The sequence below is a fragment of the Herbaspirillum frisingense genome (assembly GCF_047325095.1).
Lineage (GTDB): Bacteria > Pseudomonadota > Gammaproteobacteria > Burkholderiales > Burkholderiaceae_D > Herbaspirillum > Herbaspirillum frisingense.
This window is the reverse complement of record NZ_CP168558.1, coordinates 3,013,576-3,028,184: the sequence shown is the minus strand read 5'-3', so window position 1 is coordinate 3,028,184 and position 14,609 is coordinate 3,013,576. Positions and strand designations below refer to the sequence as shown.

The following is a 14,609-nucleotide window of genomic DNA, read 5'->3' as shown; positions in this document are numbered from 1 at the left end:
AGAATGGCATTCCTGCCCCAGCCATGGCAGTGAGTTTCGACAAGAAAGGATGCCTATGCGCCCCTCCGTTGCGATTGACATGAAGAGAGTTGCAGTACGGGAAGCCGTAGGCCGCTTCCGTACCGCGAACCTGCGCGTCTTCGGCTCGGTGCTGCACGGCACCGACCGGGACGGTAGCGACATTGACCTGCTGGTTGACGCACTGCCTGGGGCCACCCTGTTGGACCTGGGCGATCTGGAAGATGAGTTGAAATCGCTGCTCGGCGTCGATGTCGATCTGCTGACGCCTGAAGACCTGCCGCCGACGTTCCGGGCCAAGGTGCTCGCTGAGGCGCTGCCGCTATTTCCCTCGAAAGATTAAATTCAAACGCTGCTTGTCAGCCGCATCCCTTCCCAAGTATTGCCTAAATCCCACCCAGTCCTTTCCAGCGCTCTAGCCCCCAGATCTACCTCGGCACCCGCCGAGCATGCTTCACTTCGGCATTCAGAAATACGTCTATTTTTGTTGCCGTAAGACAAGCTCATCTTCACCGATTCCTACATTTCCTACAGTCAGCACTGACAAGGGCTGGGGAGCTCTTCCGATAGTGAGGTTCGGTGAGGCTTTCTACACTGCAGACGTGGACAGATGTTTTGTGCCGCCGGTCAGCTCGCGCAGGGCAGTAGGGCAGGCAGGTGGCAGGTTCGTCCGCTCAACTTCGACCAACCAAGACAAGGAGTCACACATGGCAAATTCTCAAAATCCGGGGACCAGCAATCGCGGCTTTGCTGCGATGGACAGGGAAAAGCAGCGTCAGATCGCCAGCATGGGCGGCAAGGCAGCCCACGCCAAGGGTGCAGCCCATGAGTTCAGCTCCGCCGAAGCACGCGAAGCCGGACGCAAGGGTGGCCTGAACAGCCACGGTCGCAAGAATGCCGCTGCCGCCGCGGCCGCTGCAGCACAGAATGGCCAGAACGGCACTACCGCCAGCACCTCGGCGCAGCCGCAGATGAGCCAGAGCACCCCGCCGGAGCATACCCACGGCACCCAGCAGCCACAGCAGTCCGACAGCACGCCCCAACAGCAAGGCTGATGAGGGCATGGCACCTCAGGCAATGCTTGTCGCATCCGTCGCTTTTCACCCATGGAGTTGAGAACTGCAGGGACCAGCGACCAGACAGGTCGATAACAAGAAAACGAAAGGCGCGCAGAGCGCCTTTTTTGCGTCTGGTTTTCCGAAATCTCTTAATGGGAATCGAGAATTCCTAATTTATTGGCCCAAATCTGGGTATTTATCGAGAATTCCTAATTTTCTAGGGCCTGTTCACACTAAATCTGTGAGTGCGAGAGGTCGTCAAGCGTTGACTGCCTAGGCGCAGCGACGCGCCGTAGTGGTGCTACGGCAAGGAGCTGCAACAACGGCAGGCGACGCTTAGCGGCCTCTCCCGGAGGGTTGCGCCCAGAAGGCGCGCTGGAGGCCTTGCCGGGCGCCTTGCCACCACGCCTTCTGGGCGCAACGCATCTCGCAGATTGAGTGGGAACAGGCCCTAAGATTCTGGCGGCATATCGGCCGCATCGAACATTTCTCGGGTGACCTGCTCGATGCGGTCCAGCACGGAGCGCGGCAGATGGCCATATTGCCTTCTGCGATGCAGCGAAAGCGTGCCGTTATTCGACTGGATCATGCGGATCAGCGCCGACAGGTCTTTCTGCGGCAGGTCGAACTCATCGTTGAGTTGCGCGAAGGCTGCGTCATAGCCTTTCAGGTAGGCCAGTTCCCTCGGAATTTCATCCTGTACCGCCTGTTTGATCATCTCGTGCAGGAAGGCCACTTCCCGGTCCGCCCGCAGAAAGCGATAGGCACGGCTGCCTGGGCTGCGGATCACAATTGGACCCTGGTCACCTCGACGATAGTCCCAGAGCGTCGTGACCGGCCGGGAAAATGCCGTCAGTAGCGCGCCGTAGATCGGGATGTTCTTGCTGATGACTGCCGATACCGGAACCAGCGTTCCCGGTTCCAGCAGGGGAGACCGCGCCAGCACGTGCTGGATCAGGAAACGGTGCAGACGCCCGTTACCATCCAGGAAGGGGTGCAGGTAAACGAAGCCGAAGGCCGCGCAGGCCGCTTGCACCAGCAGGTCGGGGCAACGACGGGTATCGTTGATGAAGCTTTCCCAACCGCGCATGACGTGGTCCAGATCGTCTGCAGGGGCAGGGAAAAAACTGACCCGTCCGCTGCTGTCTTCGAGCCAGTTCTGTTGATGGCGATAAGACGCTTCCTGGCTGTAGACATCCCGCACGATGACGTTCTGTAGCCCGACCAGCCAGGCTTCGTTCACTTCTCCTGCTTCTCCTGCCCGCTGCAGCAGCTGGACAAACCGTTCCTGCTTGTCGAAGCTTGGCGTTTCCGATTCGATGGCATAGCTGGAGCGGGTTTCCGAGAGATACAGGTAGGCCACGGCGCGGCGGTGCAGTTCCGGGTCGTGCAGGGCCGCCAGGGTATCCCGCGCCTGCGCCAGCAAGGCGTCCAGCGATGGCGTTTGCGGGATGGCGCGGCGACGCACCACCGGACAGAACGCCGGGTTGCCCAGAGCATTGTCCCGGACCCGGAATTTGCTTGATCGCACCGGGTCGGGGGCGGTGTAGTACTCATCCGTCGGGAACAGGTCGACATAGCCGCCATTGTTCATGGGCGCCACCTCCAGCGTGCGGCCGGTCAGCCACTCCCACAGGAAACAGGCCCGCCGGATGTGTTCGCCCGTGGGCTTGATGGCCAGTTGTTCGACCAATGTCGTGGGTGGGATATGCTCGAAGGCCGCATCGATCACCTCCAGATTGACGCCCTCATGCTTGAGCGCAAATTCCAGATGCCCGATCAAGCTCGGCTCTATCGCCACCGAAGAGGGAAAAAGAATGCGCGTCTCGGTATCCATGCGTCGATTCACCGAGCAGTCGGTGTAGGCAACCTTTTCCAGCGGCGTGACGTTCAGATGCAGTGCATCGATCAGATGTTGATAGCCCAGCGGCGTCATGGCATCGAGATTTCTTAATTTTTATCGAGAAATCTTAATTTATCACGCCAAATCATGGTTCTTATCGAAATTCTTTAATTTTCCAGCTTTGTCAGGGCAGTTATACGCCTTCAGGAACGTGCCAGGTCATCCATCATCGGCACCAGCGCCAACACGAACAATCCCGCCGCCAGCGGCATGGTCGCCACAAAGCCCACGGCCTTGAATCCTAGCGCGCCTACCACGCCCCCCACGAAGAACATCAGCAACAGGGAGGAAAGCAGCATGAACTTGCGGCGCGCTCCGGGGACCGGGTCTTCCTGATGTAATTCGCCGGGCTGGCGCGGGGCCAGGGTCCAGTAGCACATCTTGCCGATCTCGATGCCGATGTCGGTAACCAGGCCGGTCACGTGAGTGGTACGGATTTCGGAGCGGGAAATCTTGCTGATCATGGCGTTCTGCAAGCCCATCACGAAACACAGCAGCGCCACCGTGACCGGCACGAACAGCAGCCGATGGTTCTCCAGATTGCTGCCCAGGATGCCGAAACACAGCAGCAGCATGGCCTCCAGCATCAGGGGCATGGCGTATTCGCTGTGCAGGCCGCGGCGCCTGGCCCAGTTGATCATCACCGCCGAGCAGGCGGCCCCCAGCAGGAAGGACAGCAGAGCGCTGGCGCCAGAGACCAGCAGCAAGGTCTCGCCCAGGACCAGGTTGTCGGCCAGGGAGGAGACGATGCCCGACATGTGCGAGGTGTATTGTCCGACCGCCAGGAAGCCGCCAGCATTGACGGCACCGGCGATGAAGGCCAGTGAACGGCCCAGGTGGCGATTGGACAGGTCGGTGCGCGCCGGACTGGTGAGACGGCGCAGGTATTCGATGGGCATGACGGTTCCAGGGTAAAAGCAGACGCGTCAAGAAACAGACCTCATGCAACGCGCCAGGGGGAACTCATCTTCGCCCCTTCCTACGTAGATCGCCGGCGGCTTCTTGCTGTCTTTTCCTTCAGCGTTTTTTATCCTGACAAGAATACTTCTTCTTGGCCCAAGGCGGTGGCCGATGCACCGATGGCTGACCTGCATCAGCTTGCCGCGCCGGGCAATCGTCCAAACTTTCACTTTTCAGGAGCCTTCCATGAGCATCCCCATCGATATTCCAGGCGGCGACAAGCTCGATGAGTTGCGTACGCCTGTACTGCAGCCAGGGGTACAGCAGGCCGAAGGCGGCGGATTTCGCGGTATCGTCCTGATCGGCGCCAATGGCCAGGACCCGGCGTCCACCCACGTCTGCGAAGCGCTGCGCAGCAACAGCGATGCGGCCTATGCCGATGCGGTGGACTACATCGCCGTACAACGGGAACACGGGGCTCAAGCGAGACAGGGCGGAATTTAGAGGCGAGGAGGGGCGGCAATCGGCAAAGGCGGCCAAAGGCCGCAAATCCCGCAGGCAAAAAAATGGCCGCCTGGGGGAGGCGGCCTGAGGGGGAGGGATATAAGACGCCGAGGATCGGGGGAATCTTCGGAGAATTTCTGCTTATGAAAACGACTCGTGGGGATAAACCGATGGGGGATGGACAGTGTTCATGACAAGACGGAGGGGGACGTTCTTGCCGGAATTCGGGTCCTCGGTTTCGAGTTCGTTGGAATGCATAGTAGCGATGCACCGCAAAAAAGAAGATCGGACAGTACCCGATTGATGCGTAGGAAAAAACCTACACGCCAAGCTGTCGCTCCTGCCCGACGCCCGCGCCAGGCCTAGCTTCGACCCAGATTGACCTCGCTCAGATCACCGTCCCTGACTTCCGGCAAGGCATAGCCATTTTCGGACGCTGGATCGATGCTGCCACGGGTGGGCGCAGCGGGCAGCGATATCTCCGCCAATGCCTCGCCCACACCGCGATTCTGCGTCTTGGCGGCGACGTCGCCCAGGCTGACCATGCCCACCAGATTGCGCTCGCGATCCATGACGGGCAGGCGGCGGATCTGGCGCTGCACCATATCGTCTAGCACATCGTCCACCGGTTCATCCTCGTAACACCACAGCACATCATGGCTCATCACCTCCGTCAGGGGCATGGTCTCGGTCAGGCGATTGGGCGCGACGGCGCGCAGGACGATGTCGCGGTCGGTGACCAGACCCACCAACCTGCGCTGGGCATCGCAGACGGGCAGGGCGCCGACATCAAGGGCTTCCATGGCCTGGGCGGCATGGATAACCGAATCGTCAGGGCTCAAGGTATGGGCGCCACGAGTCATGACGTCGGCAATGGTGCGGGTAGCGTGCATGTTGACCTCCTGGGAAGAATGAAAAGGGGGGAAAGCCCCGAAAGCGGGAGAGCGAAATTGACTTGTGTAAATTGTGTTGTGTAAATCGTGCAGTTTTCTTCAGGCCACCAGGCAGGCGACCGTCATATCCACTGATATCCACTGCCACTACTCTTCCAGCCTAAGCAAGGCACACCCATGCCGCAATGCCACAGCGCCCCATTGTCGGGTCGGCAGATTCGCGCAGGGGTGCGCGAATGCACCGACGTGCCGCCGCATCACTGGCCATCCGCGGACTCTTCCTACAGTGGCTTGCGAGGCCGGCCGACTGCATGGCTGGCCTGGCTGCTTCACCATCGCTGCATCGACTGCTTCCCGGGGCTGTAGGGCTCCCATCAAACCATCATGTCCGATCACATTACCGACCTCATCGGCTGGGGCGCCACCCTGATCCTGTTGCTGACCATTTCCTCGCAGGTCTATGAGCAGTGGCGCAGTCGTTCCACCCAGGGCGTGTCGCACTGGCTGTTTGCCGGGCAACTGGCGGCCTCGGCCGGTTTCGTGACCTACAGTCTGCTGCAGGGCGACTGGGTGTTCGTGGTGTCCAATGTCTTCCTGCTGGGGACGGCACTGCTGGGGCAGATCCTGTACCTGCGCAATCGTCGCCGCCAGCGGTCGCAGGAGCAGGCCTGAGGCGGCCAAGCTGCCAACTGGCCATCGTGCCGCATGCGTGCTTCCTTCGTGCTCATCGATTCCTACAGGTTTCATTGGCGCTGTCTGATGCAAGGCAGACGCCATCCTTACTACAGTATTTGCATGACATGCCACGCAGGGCATCGCGGGCTCGCCATCTTTAGCTCAACCATAACCACAAGGAGTATCGCCATGCGTTCCATTCCCTTCGCCTCTTCGGATCTGATGACCCGCCACCGCACCCGTCGCCTGCTGGGCGCGGGCGCATTGTTCATTGCCGGCGCCACGCTGGCCTTGAGCGCCTCGGCCGAATCCGTCACCAGCAAGGACAAGAGCTTCATGACCAAGGCCGCCGAGGCCGGCAATGCCGAAATCGCGGCCAGCAAGGTCGCGCTGGAAAAGAGCAGCAATCCGGCCGTCAAGGATTTCGCGCAGAAGATGATTGACCAGCATGGCACCGTCGGCGACGAGCTCAAGCAGTTGGCTTCCAGCAAGGATGTCACCCTGCCTACCGAACCCAGCATGGCCCAGCGCGCCAAGATCGCCATCCTCGAAAAGCTGTCCGGCAACACCTTCGACAAGCGCTACGCCAGCATGATCGGGGTGTCGGCCCATGAGGATGCGGTCAAGCTGTTCCAGAAGTCCTCTACCTCGGCCGATGACCCGGATGTGAAGAATTTTGCCGCCAAGACCCTGCCGGGGCTCAAGGATCATCTGAAGATGGGCCGCGACCTGAAGAGCAAGGTGGATGCCGCCAAGAAATAAGGCCGTCCGCCCCTGTCCATGATGGGGCGGCCCCGTGAAAAGGCAAAAAGCCCTTTCGCTGCCGCCCTCATCGACTATGCTGATAGCAGCCTTGCCCCGCCCGTCATGACGTCCCATCTCGCCACCGTGCCGAGGAGACTTGCCATGAAACACTTCGCCAAATCTGTTGAACAGCAGCAAGCCGGTCACTTCATGCCGCGCGTGACCAAGCTGGACAAGCACAAGTACGTCGCCTATCTCGATACCCGCATCGATCACCTCTGGCACATGGACCTGCACGACCTGAAGGGTCAGCCGGTACGTATCTGCAAGAAGCGCAAGGAAGCCGAGAAGGTCGCCCTGGCATTGCTGGAACAAGCCATGCGCCGCCCTGGGGCAGCGTAGGGGCTGATGCATTGACGTGATGTCGGGGGTGTAACAGCTGTCCCGATGATGTAGTTGCCGTCCGTAACGCAGGTTGCGGACGGCATTTGCGTTTTCGCCGCAAGCTTCCGCTTACAGGTTTCAAGTCTTCAGGTCTGCAGAAAAAACTACGAAGTAAAAAGCAAAAAAGAGGGGATCACCCCTCTTTCCGTATGAAGCCGTATGCAGCCCGATGGTTCAGACCCGATCAGCCATCGCTTTGCGGCGACTGGCCATGGGCCACGGCAAAGGCCTCGTTTTCATGGCTGGGCGGAGCGGCCGGGGCACTGCCTTTTTCCGACAGACGCGGCTTGGTGGTGTCAGCCTCCCCACCGGCTTCGGTCAATGCCGGCTCGCCGCCCGTTGCGTCAGGCTGCTGGCCCTGCTCGCGACGTTGCTGCTCATCCAGCAGCTTCATGAATTCATTGTTGAAGGCCGGAATGTCGGTGGGTTTGCGGGAGGAGACGAAGTTTTCGTCACGTACCACTTCCTGGTCCACCCACTGGCTGCCGGCATTCTTGAAGTCGTCCTGCAGGCTGGGCCAGCTGGTGACGGTGCGGCCCTTGGCGATGCCGGCCGAGATCAGCAGCCAGCCGCCGTGGCAGATGGAGGCGATGGGCTTTTCCGCATCATTGGCAGCGCGGATGAAATTGCGGGCCTGCGGCAGCAGGCGCATGGCGTCGCCGTTGACGACACCACCAGGCAGCAGCACGGCGGAGTAGTCCTCGGGGCGGGCCGTATCCAGGCTACCGTCCACGGAGACCGATTCTCCCTTGTCGACATGCTTGAAGCCCTGCACGCTGTCGGTCTTGTCGGAGAGGATGTGCACGGTGGCACCGGCGGCTTCCAGCGCCTTTTTCGGCTCCAGCAGTTCGGCCTGCTCGAAACCGTCGGTCACCAGGACCGCGACCTTCAATTGTTGATAGCGATTGCTCATGTTCAATCTCCCTGATGGAAAAAGGGCGGCCGGCATGCACCGGCCGCCCTCGTTGGGGGCGGATGACGGATCAGTCCGGGGTGTTCTGGCGAACCTTGTTGCGGTTCTGGTGATCGTTGCTGGCCTTGTCCATCTCGGGCGCCTTTTCGATGCGCGTGATGTTGGAGGTGGCCACCGGGTCACTACCTGGGAAGCTCATCTCGTTGGCTTCGTCCAGCGCGACTTCCGAAGGGGTGTCGTACTGATTGGGACGATGATCCTTGTTCTGTTTGCTTGCGCTCATGATGACCTCCTTTAACTTTGAAATATCAGTCTTCGCGATGTATGCGGACCTTTTGCAGATCTCTTGCAGACCTGATCGGATCGACGCATCGGTCAAACGGTGTGCAACCGATGTGACCGGTGAAACCCAGCTTACTGTGCCGTCCCGGGCTGCGGTATAAGCCAGCGGCGCAAGCCTGCGTAAGAATGCAGGCAATGCTGCAGTAAGGCGCCTCTATGTGCCTTTATGCGCCTTTATGCGGCTCCGATGGCACCGTTCATGGCCATGGCGCCGGCGTCACATCCTCGAACTGCGCCTGCTGCTGGCCACCGGCAGGAATCGCATCGGGTTGACGCCCGGGGTGCAGCCTGCTGCCGGTCAGCAATTCCAGTTCACGCTGCGAGGCCACGAAGGCGGCATCATCCAGCGGCTGCTCGGCGACCGGCCAGTGCGTCATGGCCCACTGCTTGTAGTCCTCGAAGCGTCGTTTCAATTCGCGGGCATAGTCCTCGCGCTGCTGCTCAATACTCGTCTGGCTTTCCATGTTCAGCCTCCTTTCATGGCGATCAGGCTCTCGCGCACCTTGGCCAGGCCAAAGCGCCATATCTGTTCCATCTTGATGTGCGGCATGACCGGCAATTCGGACGGATCGATGAAGACATCCAGCACCGCCGGGCCGGGCGCTGCCAGCAGCTGCTGCAGGCTCTCCTGCAGCTCTTCGGGCGTGCGGGCGGTGAAGCCCTGGCCGCCGCAGGCGCGTGCAAAGGCGGCGAAATCGGCATTGGGGAATTCCGAACCCTCGAAGGCGGGCATGCCGGCTTCTTCCATTTCCAGGTGGACCAGGCCCCATTCGCGGTTGTTGAAGACCACCACCTTCAAGGGCAGCTTGTGCTCCACACTGGTCATGAACTCGCCCATCAACATGGTGAAGCCACCGTCGCCCACCGCCACCACGACCTGCCGCTGGCGATCCAGCGCCTGGATGCCGTTGGCCTGGCCCAGTGAGGTGCCGACGGCGGCATTGTTGAAGGAGGCCAGGATGCGCTGCTGCCCGCGCTGGCGGATCCAGTTGCCACACCATAGCGTCACCACGCCGGTATCGACCACGAAGGTCGCATCGTCGTCGGCCAGGTCGCTCAGCGCTCGGGCCAGGCTCTGGGGCTTGATCTTCTTGTGCTGAGGCTTGATGTCGGCGGCGCTGTCGAGCTTGGCGTTCCAGCGTTCGCGCTCGCCATTGACCTTCTGCAGGAAACTGCCGTCGGTCTTGCCTTCGACCTTTTCCAGCAGCGCCCGCACGCTGGGACCGACCGAGCCGGTGATGCCCAGCGTGACCGGCGCCCGTCGTCCGAGGACGAAGCCGCGTTCGTCGATCTGGATCACCTTGGACTTGGTGGGCAGGAATTCCGAATAGGGATAGTCCGATCCCAGCATCAGCATCAACTCTGCCGCCTGCAGCGCATCGGTGCCCGGCGCGCCGCCGATCAGGCCGACCCCGCCGATCCAGTGCGGGTGGTCATAGGCCATCAGGTCCTTGCCGCGGAAGGTGTGCATCACCGGTGCCTGCAACTTGCTGGCCAGGGCCAGCACCTGGTCGATGGCGCCCCGGCAGCCATTGCCGGCAAAGATGGCCACCGAGCCGGCAGCGTTGATCAGTTCGGTGGCCGCCTGGATGTCGGACGGCGGCGGCGCCAGTTCGGCGCGCTCGCGCAGGGTGTGCAGGCTGGGGACGGTATGGGAGGTACGGGCACCGATGATGTCGGCCGGCAGGTTCAGGTGGGCCACGCCGCGTTGGGCGTAGGCCTGGGCAATGGCCTGGTGGAAGACTGCAGGCGCCTGGTCGGCACTGGTGACGATCTGGCTGTAGGCCGCGACGTCGCGAAAGAGCAGGTCGGGTGAATTTTCCTGCAGATAATCGGTACCTCGACGCGCGGCTGGCACGCCGCCGGAGATGGCCAGGACCGGGGCGTGGTCCTTGCGGGCTTCATACAGGCCCGCCACCAGGTGGTTGGCGCCGGGGCCGGTGGTGCCGCAGCAGACCGCCTGGCGGCCGGTCAGCTTGGCCTGGCCGGCGGCGGCCAGGGCCGCACCTTCTTCGTGGCGCACGCCTATCCATTCGATGCGCTTGTCGCGACGGATGGCATCGGTGAGGGGATTCAGGGCGTCACCGACGACGCCGAAGATCTGGCGCACCCCGATCTGGTACAGGGTGTCGATGAGGATTTCTGCAACGGTGGCGGACATGTCGGCTCCATGGACGAGGATGAGTCGTTCAAGGGTAAGACGCCATCCGGCGCGGCTGTATCGGTCTATCCGGTAAATCCGTGTAGGAGAAGGTGGAGAAGGGCCGAAGGGCGCGCGGCTGCGGCACATTCCTACGCCGGCTTCATCCGCCGGCCGACTGCGGCAGCGGGGCCGGGCACGCATAATCGGCGCATCAGCAAGACTGTGGAGGAAGCGATGCGACGCGCACTATGGAAGGGGGCGATCAGCTTCGGGCTGATCAATATCCCGGTCGAACTCTATACCGCCGAGAAGCACGATGAACTGGACTTCACGCTGCTGGACAAGCGTGATCTGTCACCGGTGGGCTACAAGCGCTACAACAAGAAATCCGGCCGTGAAGTGCCGTGGGAAAACATCATCAAGGGCTATGAATACGAGGACGGCAAGTTCGTCCTCATGTCCGACGAAGACCTGCGCCGCGCCAATGTGGAGGCGACCCAGAGCATCGACATCCAGAGCTTCGTGGAGCGCGAGCAGGTCCCCATCCTGTATTACGAGCAACCTTACTTCCTGGCCCCGGCCAAGGGAGGCGACAAGGCCTATGCGCTGCTGCGCGAGACCCTGCTGGCCAGCGACAAGATGGCCATTGCCCAGATCGTCATCCGCACCCGCCAGCACCTGGCAGCCCTCATTCCGCAGGGCGACATGCTGCAACTGATCACCTTGCGCTACCCCAGCGAATTGCGCGCACCGGACGACCTGCCGGTGCCATCGCGCAAGTCGAAGAAGGCGGCGGTGACCCGGCAGGAGGTGGAGATGGCACGCGCCCTGGTGGATCACATGTCGGCCGAGTGGGAGCCCGAGCAGTTCCACGACACCTATCGCGATGACGTGCTGGGCCTGATCAAGAAGAAGATCAAGAGCCGGCAGACCCATGAGGTTGCCGAACCCGACGAAGCCGCCGCGCCCGCCAGCAGCGGGGCCAAGGTGGTGGACCTGATGGCGCTGCTCAAGAGCAGTCTGGACGGGCGCGGCAAGGCGTCGGCCAAGGCGCGCAAGAGCGGTCGCGGCGATGTGGATGAAGAAGAGGGAAAGGAAGAGGACCAAGATAAGCCGACCCAGGGCGCCAAAGTCCACAAGCTGGCTGACCGCAAGCCTGCTGCCAAGCGTAGCAGCACCCGCAATGGCACCAAGGCCGCCGCTGGCACCACGAGCGCCAAGAGCAGCAGCAAAAGCCGTAAAAGCGCCAAAAGCAGCGGCACCTCGCGGAGGGCACAGGCATGAGTGCTTCGTCCCTGGATCGCTATCATGCCAAGCGCGACTTCACGCTCACTCCGGAGCCCTCCGGCAAAGGCCGCCAGTCAGCCCCGGCGGCCGAGGGCGGCTTGCACTTCTTCATCCAGCGCCACCATGCACGGCGCCTGCACTACGACTTCCGTCTGGAACTGGATGGCGTACTCAAGAGCTGGGCCGTTCCCAAGGGACCGAGCCTGGATCCGCATGACAAGCGGCTGGCCGTGCGGGTGGAAGACCATCCGCTGGACTATGGCACTTTCGAAGGCGACATCCCGGAACATCAGTACGGCGCAGGCCATGTGGTGCTGTGGGACCGCGGCCAGTGGCTGCCGCAGGGCGATGTGCACGCCGGCCTGAAGAAGGGCCATCTCAGTTTCGAACTCCAGGGCGACAAGCTGCAGGGACGATGGGCGCTAGTCCGCATGGGCAAGCCGGCGGCCGATGGCAAGGAAAACTGGTTGCTCATCAAGGACGATGACGATGCCGCCCGCAGCGGCAAGGCAGCCGCGATCACCGAATTGCGGCCGGAGAGCGTGAAGGATCGCGGTGACGAGGCTGGCGCAGGTGACAAAGGGCAGGAAAGCCAGCGAGCGGCCCGGTCGAAGAAAGCATCCAAGTCCTCCAGGCAGCCACCCTCCAGCGCAGAGGCAGCAGACGCCCAGCCACGCCCAAGCATGCTGCCGGAGGTCATGGATGCGCAACTGGCGACGCTGGTCGATCAGGCGCCGCAGGGTGATGAATGGCTCAGCGAACTGAAGTTCGATGGCTATCGCGGCCTGTGCCGCATCGACGCCGGTCGGGCTGCCATCTTCACCCGCGAAGGTCTGGACTGGAGCCATCGCTGGCCGATCCTGGTCAAGGCCCTGGAACGACTGCCGGTGGACGATGCCTGGATCGACGGCGAAGTGGTGGCGCTGGACGAGAACGGGCGGATCAGCTTCGAGGCCTTGCAGACCCTGGCGCGCGGCGACCGGCAGCAGGCCAATGGCATCCGGCTGGCGCTGTATGCCTTCGATCTGCTGTTCCTGAATGGTCACGACCTGCGGGAGGTTCCGCTCTTGCAGCGCAAGGAATTGCTGCGCACCCTGATTCCCGGCGCGGATGAAGACGGACTGCTGCTCTACAGCGAGCACATCGTCGGTCATACCGATGAGGTGTTCCAGCACGCCTGCCAGCATGGCATGGAGGGCATCGTGGTCAAGCGCGCCGATGCCCCTTATACCGGACGTCGCGACCGCAACTGGCTCAAGCTCAAGTGCGAGCATCGCCAGGAATTCGTGATCGCCGGCTATACCGAGCCGGCTGGCCAGCGCAGCGGATTCGGTGCCATTCTGGTGGGCGTCCATGACGACAAGGGACAGTTGCAGTATGCCGGGCGGGTCGGCACCGGTTTCGATGATCGCCTGCTGGAGCAGCTGTTGAAGCAGTTCCGCAAGCTGGAGCAGGACCAGCCGGCCTTCGTCAACCCGCCGACGGGGCAGCAACGGCGTGGCGTGCACTGGCTGGCCCCCAAGCTGGTGGCGGAGGTCAGGTTCGCCCAGTGGACCCGCTCGGGGATTCTGCGACACGGCAGTTTCCTGGCGCTGCGGGAGGACAAGCAGGCCCGTGACATCGTGCGCGAGACGGAGCAAGCCCTGGCGCAGCCGGCTAATGGAGGCGATGAGGGCGATGAGGGCGATGAGGGCGATGAGGGCGGTATTAACGATAAGGCCGGTGGCAGCAAAGCTGCGAGCAAGGCGGACCTCTCCCGGCCCGTGACGGTCGAGGGGGTGAAGTTGACGCATCCTGGCAAAATCCTCTTCCCCGATACCGGCCTGACCAAGCTGGAGCTGGCCCGCTACTACCAGAGCGTGGCCGGGTTCATCCTGCCTGAACTGAAGCAACGGCCCTTGTCGCTGGTACGCTGTCCGGACGGGCAGGGCGGTCAATGCTTTTTCCAGAAGCACATCGGTCAGGGGATGCCCGAGGCGATTGACGCCATCGAGGTCCCGGAAGGCGAGGGCAGCGCCCGGTACATGATGGTCAACGATGTTGCCGGCCTGGTGGCGACGGTGCAGATGGGCGTGCTCGAACTGCATGCCTGGGGCGCCACCGGCCGTGCGCTGGACAAGCCGGACCGGGTGGTATTCGACCTCGACCCAGCACCGGATGTGCCCTGGGCTGCGGTAGTGGAGGGTGCGCAACTGGTGCGCGGCCTGCTGCAGGAGATAGGCCTGGCGTGTTACCTGAAGACCTCCGGGGGCAAGGGCCTGCATGTGATGGTGCCGATCCGTCCTGATCATCGCTGGGACGTGGTCAAGGACTGGGCGCACCGGGTGGCCGCCCACCTGGCCCGGGTGCTGCCGGACCGTTTCATTGCCCGCATGAGCAAGGCGGCGCGTCAGGGCAGGATTTTCATCGATTACCTGCGCAATGCCCCGGGAGCGACCACCGTGGTCGCCTATTCGGTACGCGCCCGGGCGGGGGCACCGGTGTCGGTGCCGATCACCTGGGAAGAGCTGGAACAGGGCATCACGGCCGATCATTTCAAGGTCGCCACCATGCCGCAGCGGCTCAAGGACCTCCAGGACCATGATCCCTGGGCCGGTTTCGGCAAGGCCAGGCAGCGGCTGAGCAAGGCCATGCTGGACGCCTTCGAGCCCGTCTGAACCGGGGTCGTGCGCTGGCGGCGCTGTGGCCGCCAAGCTCGGCAGGGCGGCAATGTCCTACACGATCTTCATCTTCCTGCCGACTGTGGGCGCGGCGGGCCAACTTCATAATCCACTTTAACTTCAAG

At 62.2% G+C, this 14,609-nt stretch carries 14 protein-coding genes and 1 pseudogene; 8 read left to right on the top strand and 7 right to left on the bottom strand.

All coding sequences use genetic code 11. The features are described from left to right. Positions 1-55 precede the first annotated feature (55 nt). Both ACEOAC_RS13960 and ACEOAC_RS13955 read left to right on the top strand, forming a co-directional pair. A complete protein-coding gene (locus ACEOAC_RS13960; protein WP_413445756.1) occupies positions 56-361 on the top strand; it encodes a nucleotidyltransferase family protein in 306 nt (101 codons plus the stop codon). A gap of 364 nt (positions 362-725) precedes the next feature. Next, positions 726-1,073, top strand: a complete 348-nt coding sequence (locus ACEOAC_RS13955; RefSeq protein ID WP_006465245.1) for a KGG domain-containing protein — start codon at positions 726-728, stop codon at positions 1,071-1,073. A gap of 454 nt (positions 1,074-1,527) precedes the next feature. Here the strand turns inward: ACEOAC_RS13955 and ACEOAC_RS13950 are convergent, their stop codons facing one another. Further along, positions 1,528-3,012: a Fic family protein gene (locus tag ACEOAC_RS13950; RefSeq protein ID WP_413444373.1), complete on the bottom strand. Its 1,485-nt coding sequence runs from the start codon at positions 3,010-3,012 to the stop codon at positions 1,528-1,530. 110 nt (positions 3,013-3,122) lie between these two features. Beyond that, a complete protein-coding gene (locus ACEOAC_RS13945) occupies positions 3,123-3,878 on the bottom strand; it encodes a YoaK family protein (RefSeq protein WP_006465243.1) in 756 nt (251 codons plus the stop codon). A 247-nt stretch (positions 3,879-4,125) separates the two neighbouring features. Here ACEOAC_RS13945 and ACEOAC_RS13940 point away from each other — a divergent pair, with 247 nt between their 5' ends. Continuing rightward, on the top strand, positions 4,126-4,383 hold the full coding sequence (locus ACEOAC_RS13940; RefSeq protein WP_413444372.1) for a hypothetical protein: 258 nt from the start codon (positions 4,126-4,128) through the stop codon (positions 4,381-4,383). Between the two features lie 362 nt (positions 4,384-4,745). Here the strand turns inward: ACEOAC_RS13940 and ACEOAC_RS13935 are convergent, their stop codons facing one another. Continuing rightward, positions 4,746-5,276, bottom strand: coding sequence for a CBS domain-containing protein (locus ACEOAC_RS13935; RefSeq protein WP_006465241.1), 531 nt, complete (start codon positions 5,274-5,276; stop codon positions 4,746-4,748). A gap of 384 nt (positions 5,277-5,660) precedes the next feature. Between ACEOAC_RS13935 and ACEOAC_RS13930 the strand changes: the two genes are divergently transcribed. The 3 genes from ACEOAC_RS13930 (at position 5,661) to ACEOAC_RS13920 (ending at position 7,097) form a co-directional block, all read left to right on the top strand. Then, positions 5,661-5,948, top strand: a complete 288-nt coding sequence (locus ACEOAC_RS13930; RefSeq protein WP_006465240.1) for a PQ-loop domain-containing transporter — start codon at positions 5,661-5,663, stop codon at positions 5,946-5,948. 192 nt (positions 5,949-6,140) lie between these two features. Next, entirely contained in the window at positions 6,141-6,713 is a 573-nt protein-coding gene (locus ACEOAC_RS13925; RefSeq protein WP_413444371.1) for a DUF4142 domain-containing protein, read from the top strand. 144 nt (positions 6,714-6,857) lie between these two features. Then, on the top strand, positions 6,858-7,097 hold the full coding sequence (locus tag ACEOAC_RS13920) for a hypothetical protein (protein ID WP_006465238.1): 240 nt from the start codon (positions 6,858-6,860) through the stop codon (positions 7,095-7,097). Positions 7,098-7,509: 412 nt separating this feature from the next. Here the strand turns inward: ACEOAC_RS13920 and ACEOAC_RS13915 are convergent. The 4 genes and pseudogenes from ACEOAC_RS13915 to ACEOAC_RS13900 all read right to left on the bottom strand — a co-directional run. Beyond that, positions 7,510-8,052 (bottom strand): annotated as a pseudogene (locus tag ACEOAC_RS13915) (type 1 glutamine amidotransferase domain-containing protein); the annotation flags it as partial. 70 nt (positions 8,053-8,122) lie between these two features. Continuing rightward, on the bottom strand, positions 8,123-8,335 hold the full coding sequence (locus tag ACEOAC_RS13910; RefSeq protein ID WP_006465236.1) for a hypothetical protein: 213 nt from the start codon (positions 8,333-8,335) through the stop codon (positions 8,123-8,125). Between the two features lie 256 nt (positions 8,336-8,591). Beyond that, a complete protein-coding gene (locus ACEOAC_RS13905) occupies positions 8,592-8,858 on the bottom strand; it encodes a hypothetical protein (RefSeq protein ID WP_234296612.1) in 267 nt (88 codons plus the stop codon). A gap of 2 nt (positions 8,859-8,860) precedes the next feature. Further along, on the bottom strand, positions 8,861-10,555 hold the full coding sequence (locus ACEOAC_RS13900) for a thiamine pyrophosphate-binding protein (protein ID WP_413628409.1): 1,695 nt from the start codon (positions 10,553-10,555) through the stop codon (positions 8,861-8,863). Between the two features lie 216 nt (positions 10,556-10,771). Between ACEOAC_RS13900 and ACEOAC_RS13895 the strand changes: the two genes are divergently transcribed. Both ACEOAC_RS13895 and ligD read left to right on the top strand, forming a co-directional pair. Beyond that, the gene (locus ACEOAC_RS13895) at positions 10,772-11,821 is read left to right on the top strand and encodes a Ku protein (RefSeq protein ID WP_006465233.1); all 1,050 of its coding nucleotides are present in this window, start codon (positions 10,772-10,774) and stop codon (positions 11,819-11,821) included. Continuing rightward, entirely contained in the window at positions 11,818-14,481 is a 2,664-nt protein-coding gene (gene ligD / locus ACEOAC_RS13890) for a DNA ligase D (RefSeq protein ID WP_413444369.1), read from the top strand. Before ACEOAC_RS13895 ends, ligD begins: the two co-directional genes overlap by 4 nt. Positions 14,482-14,609 lie beyond the last annotated feature (128 nt).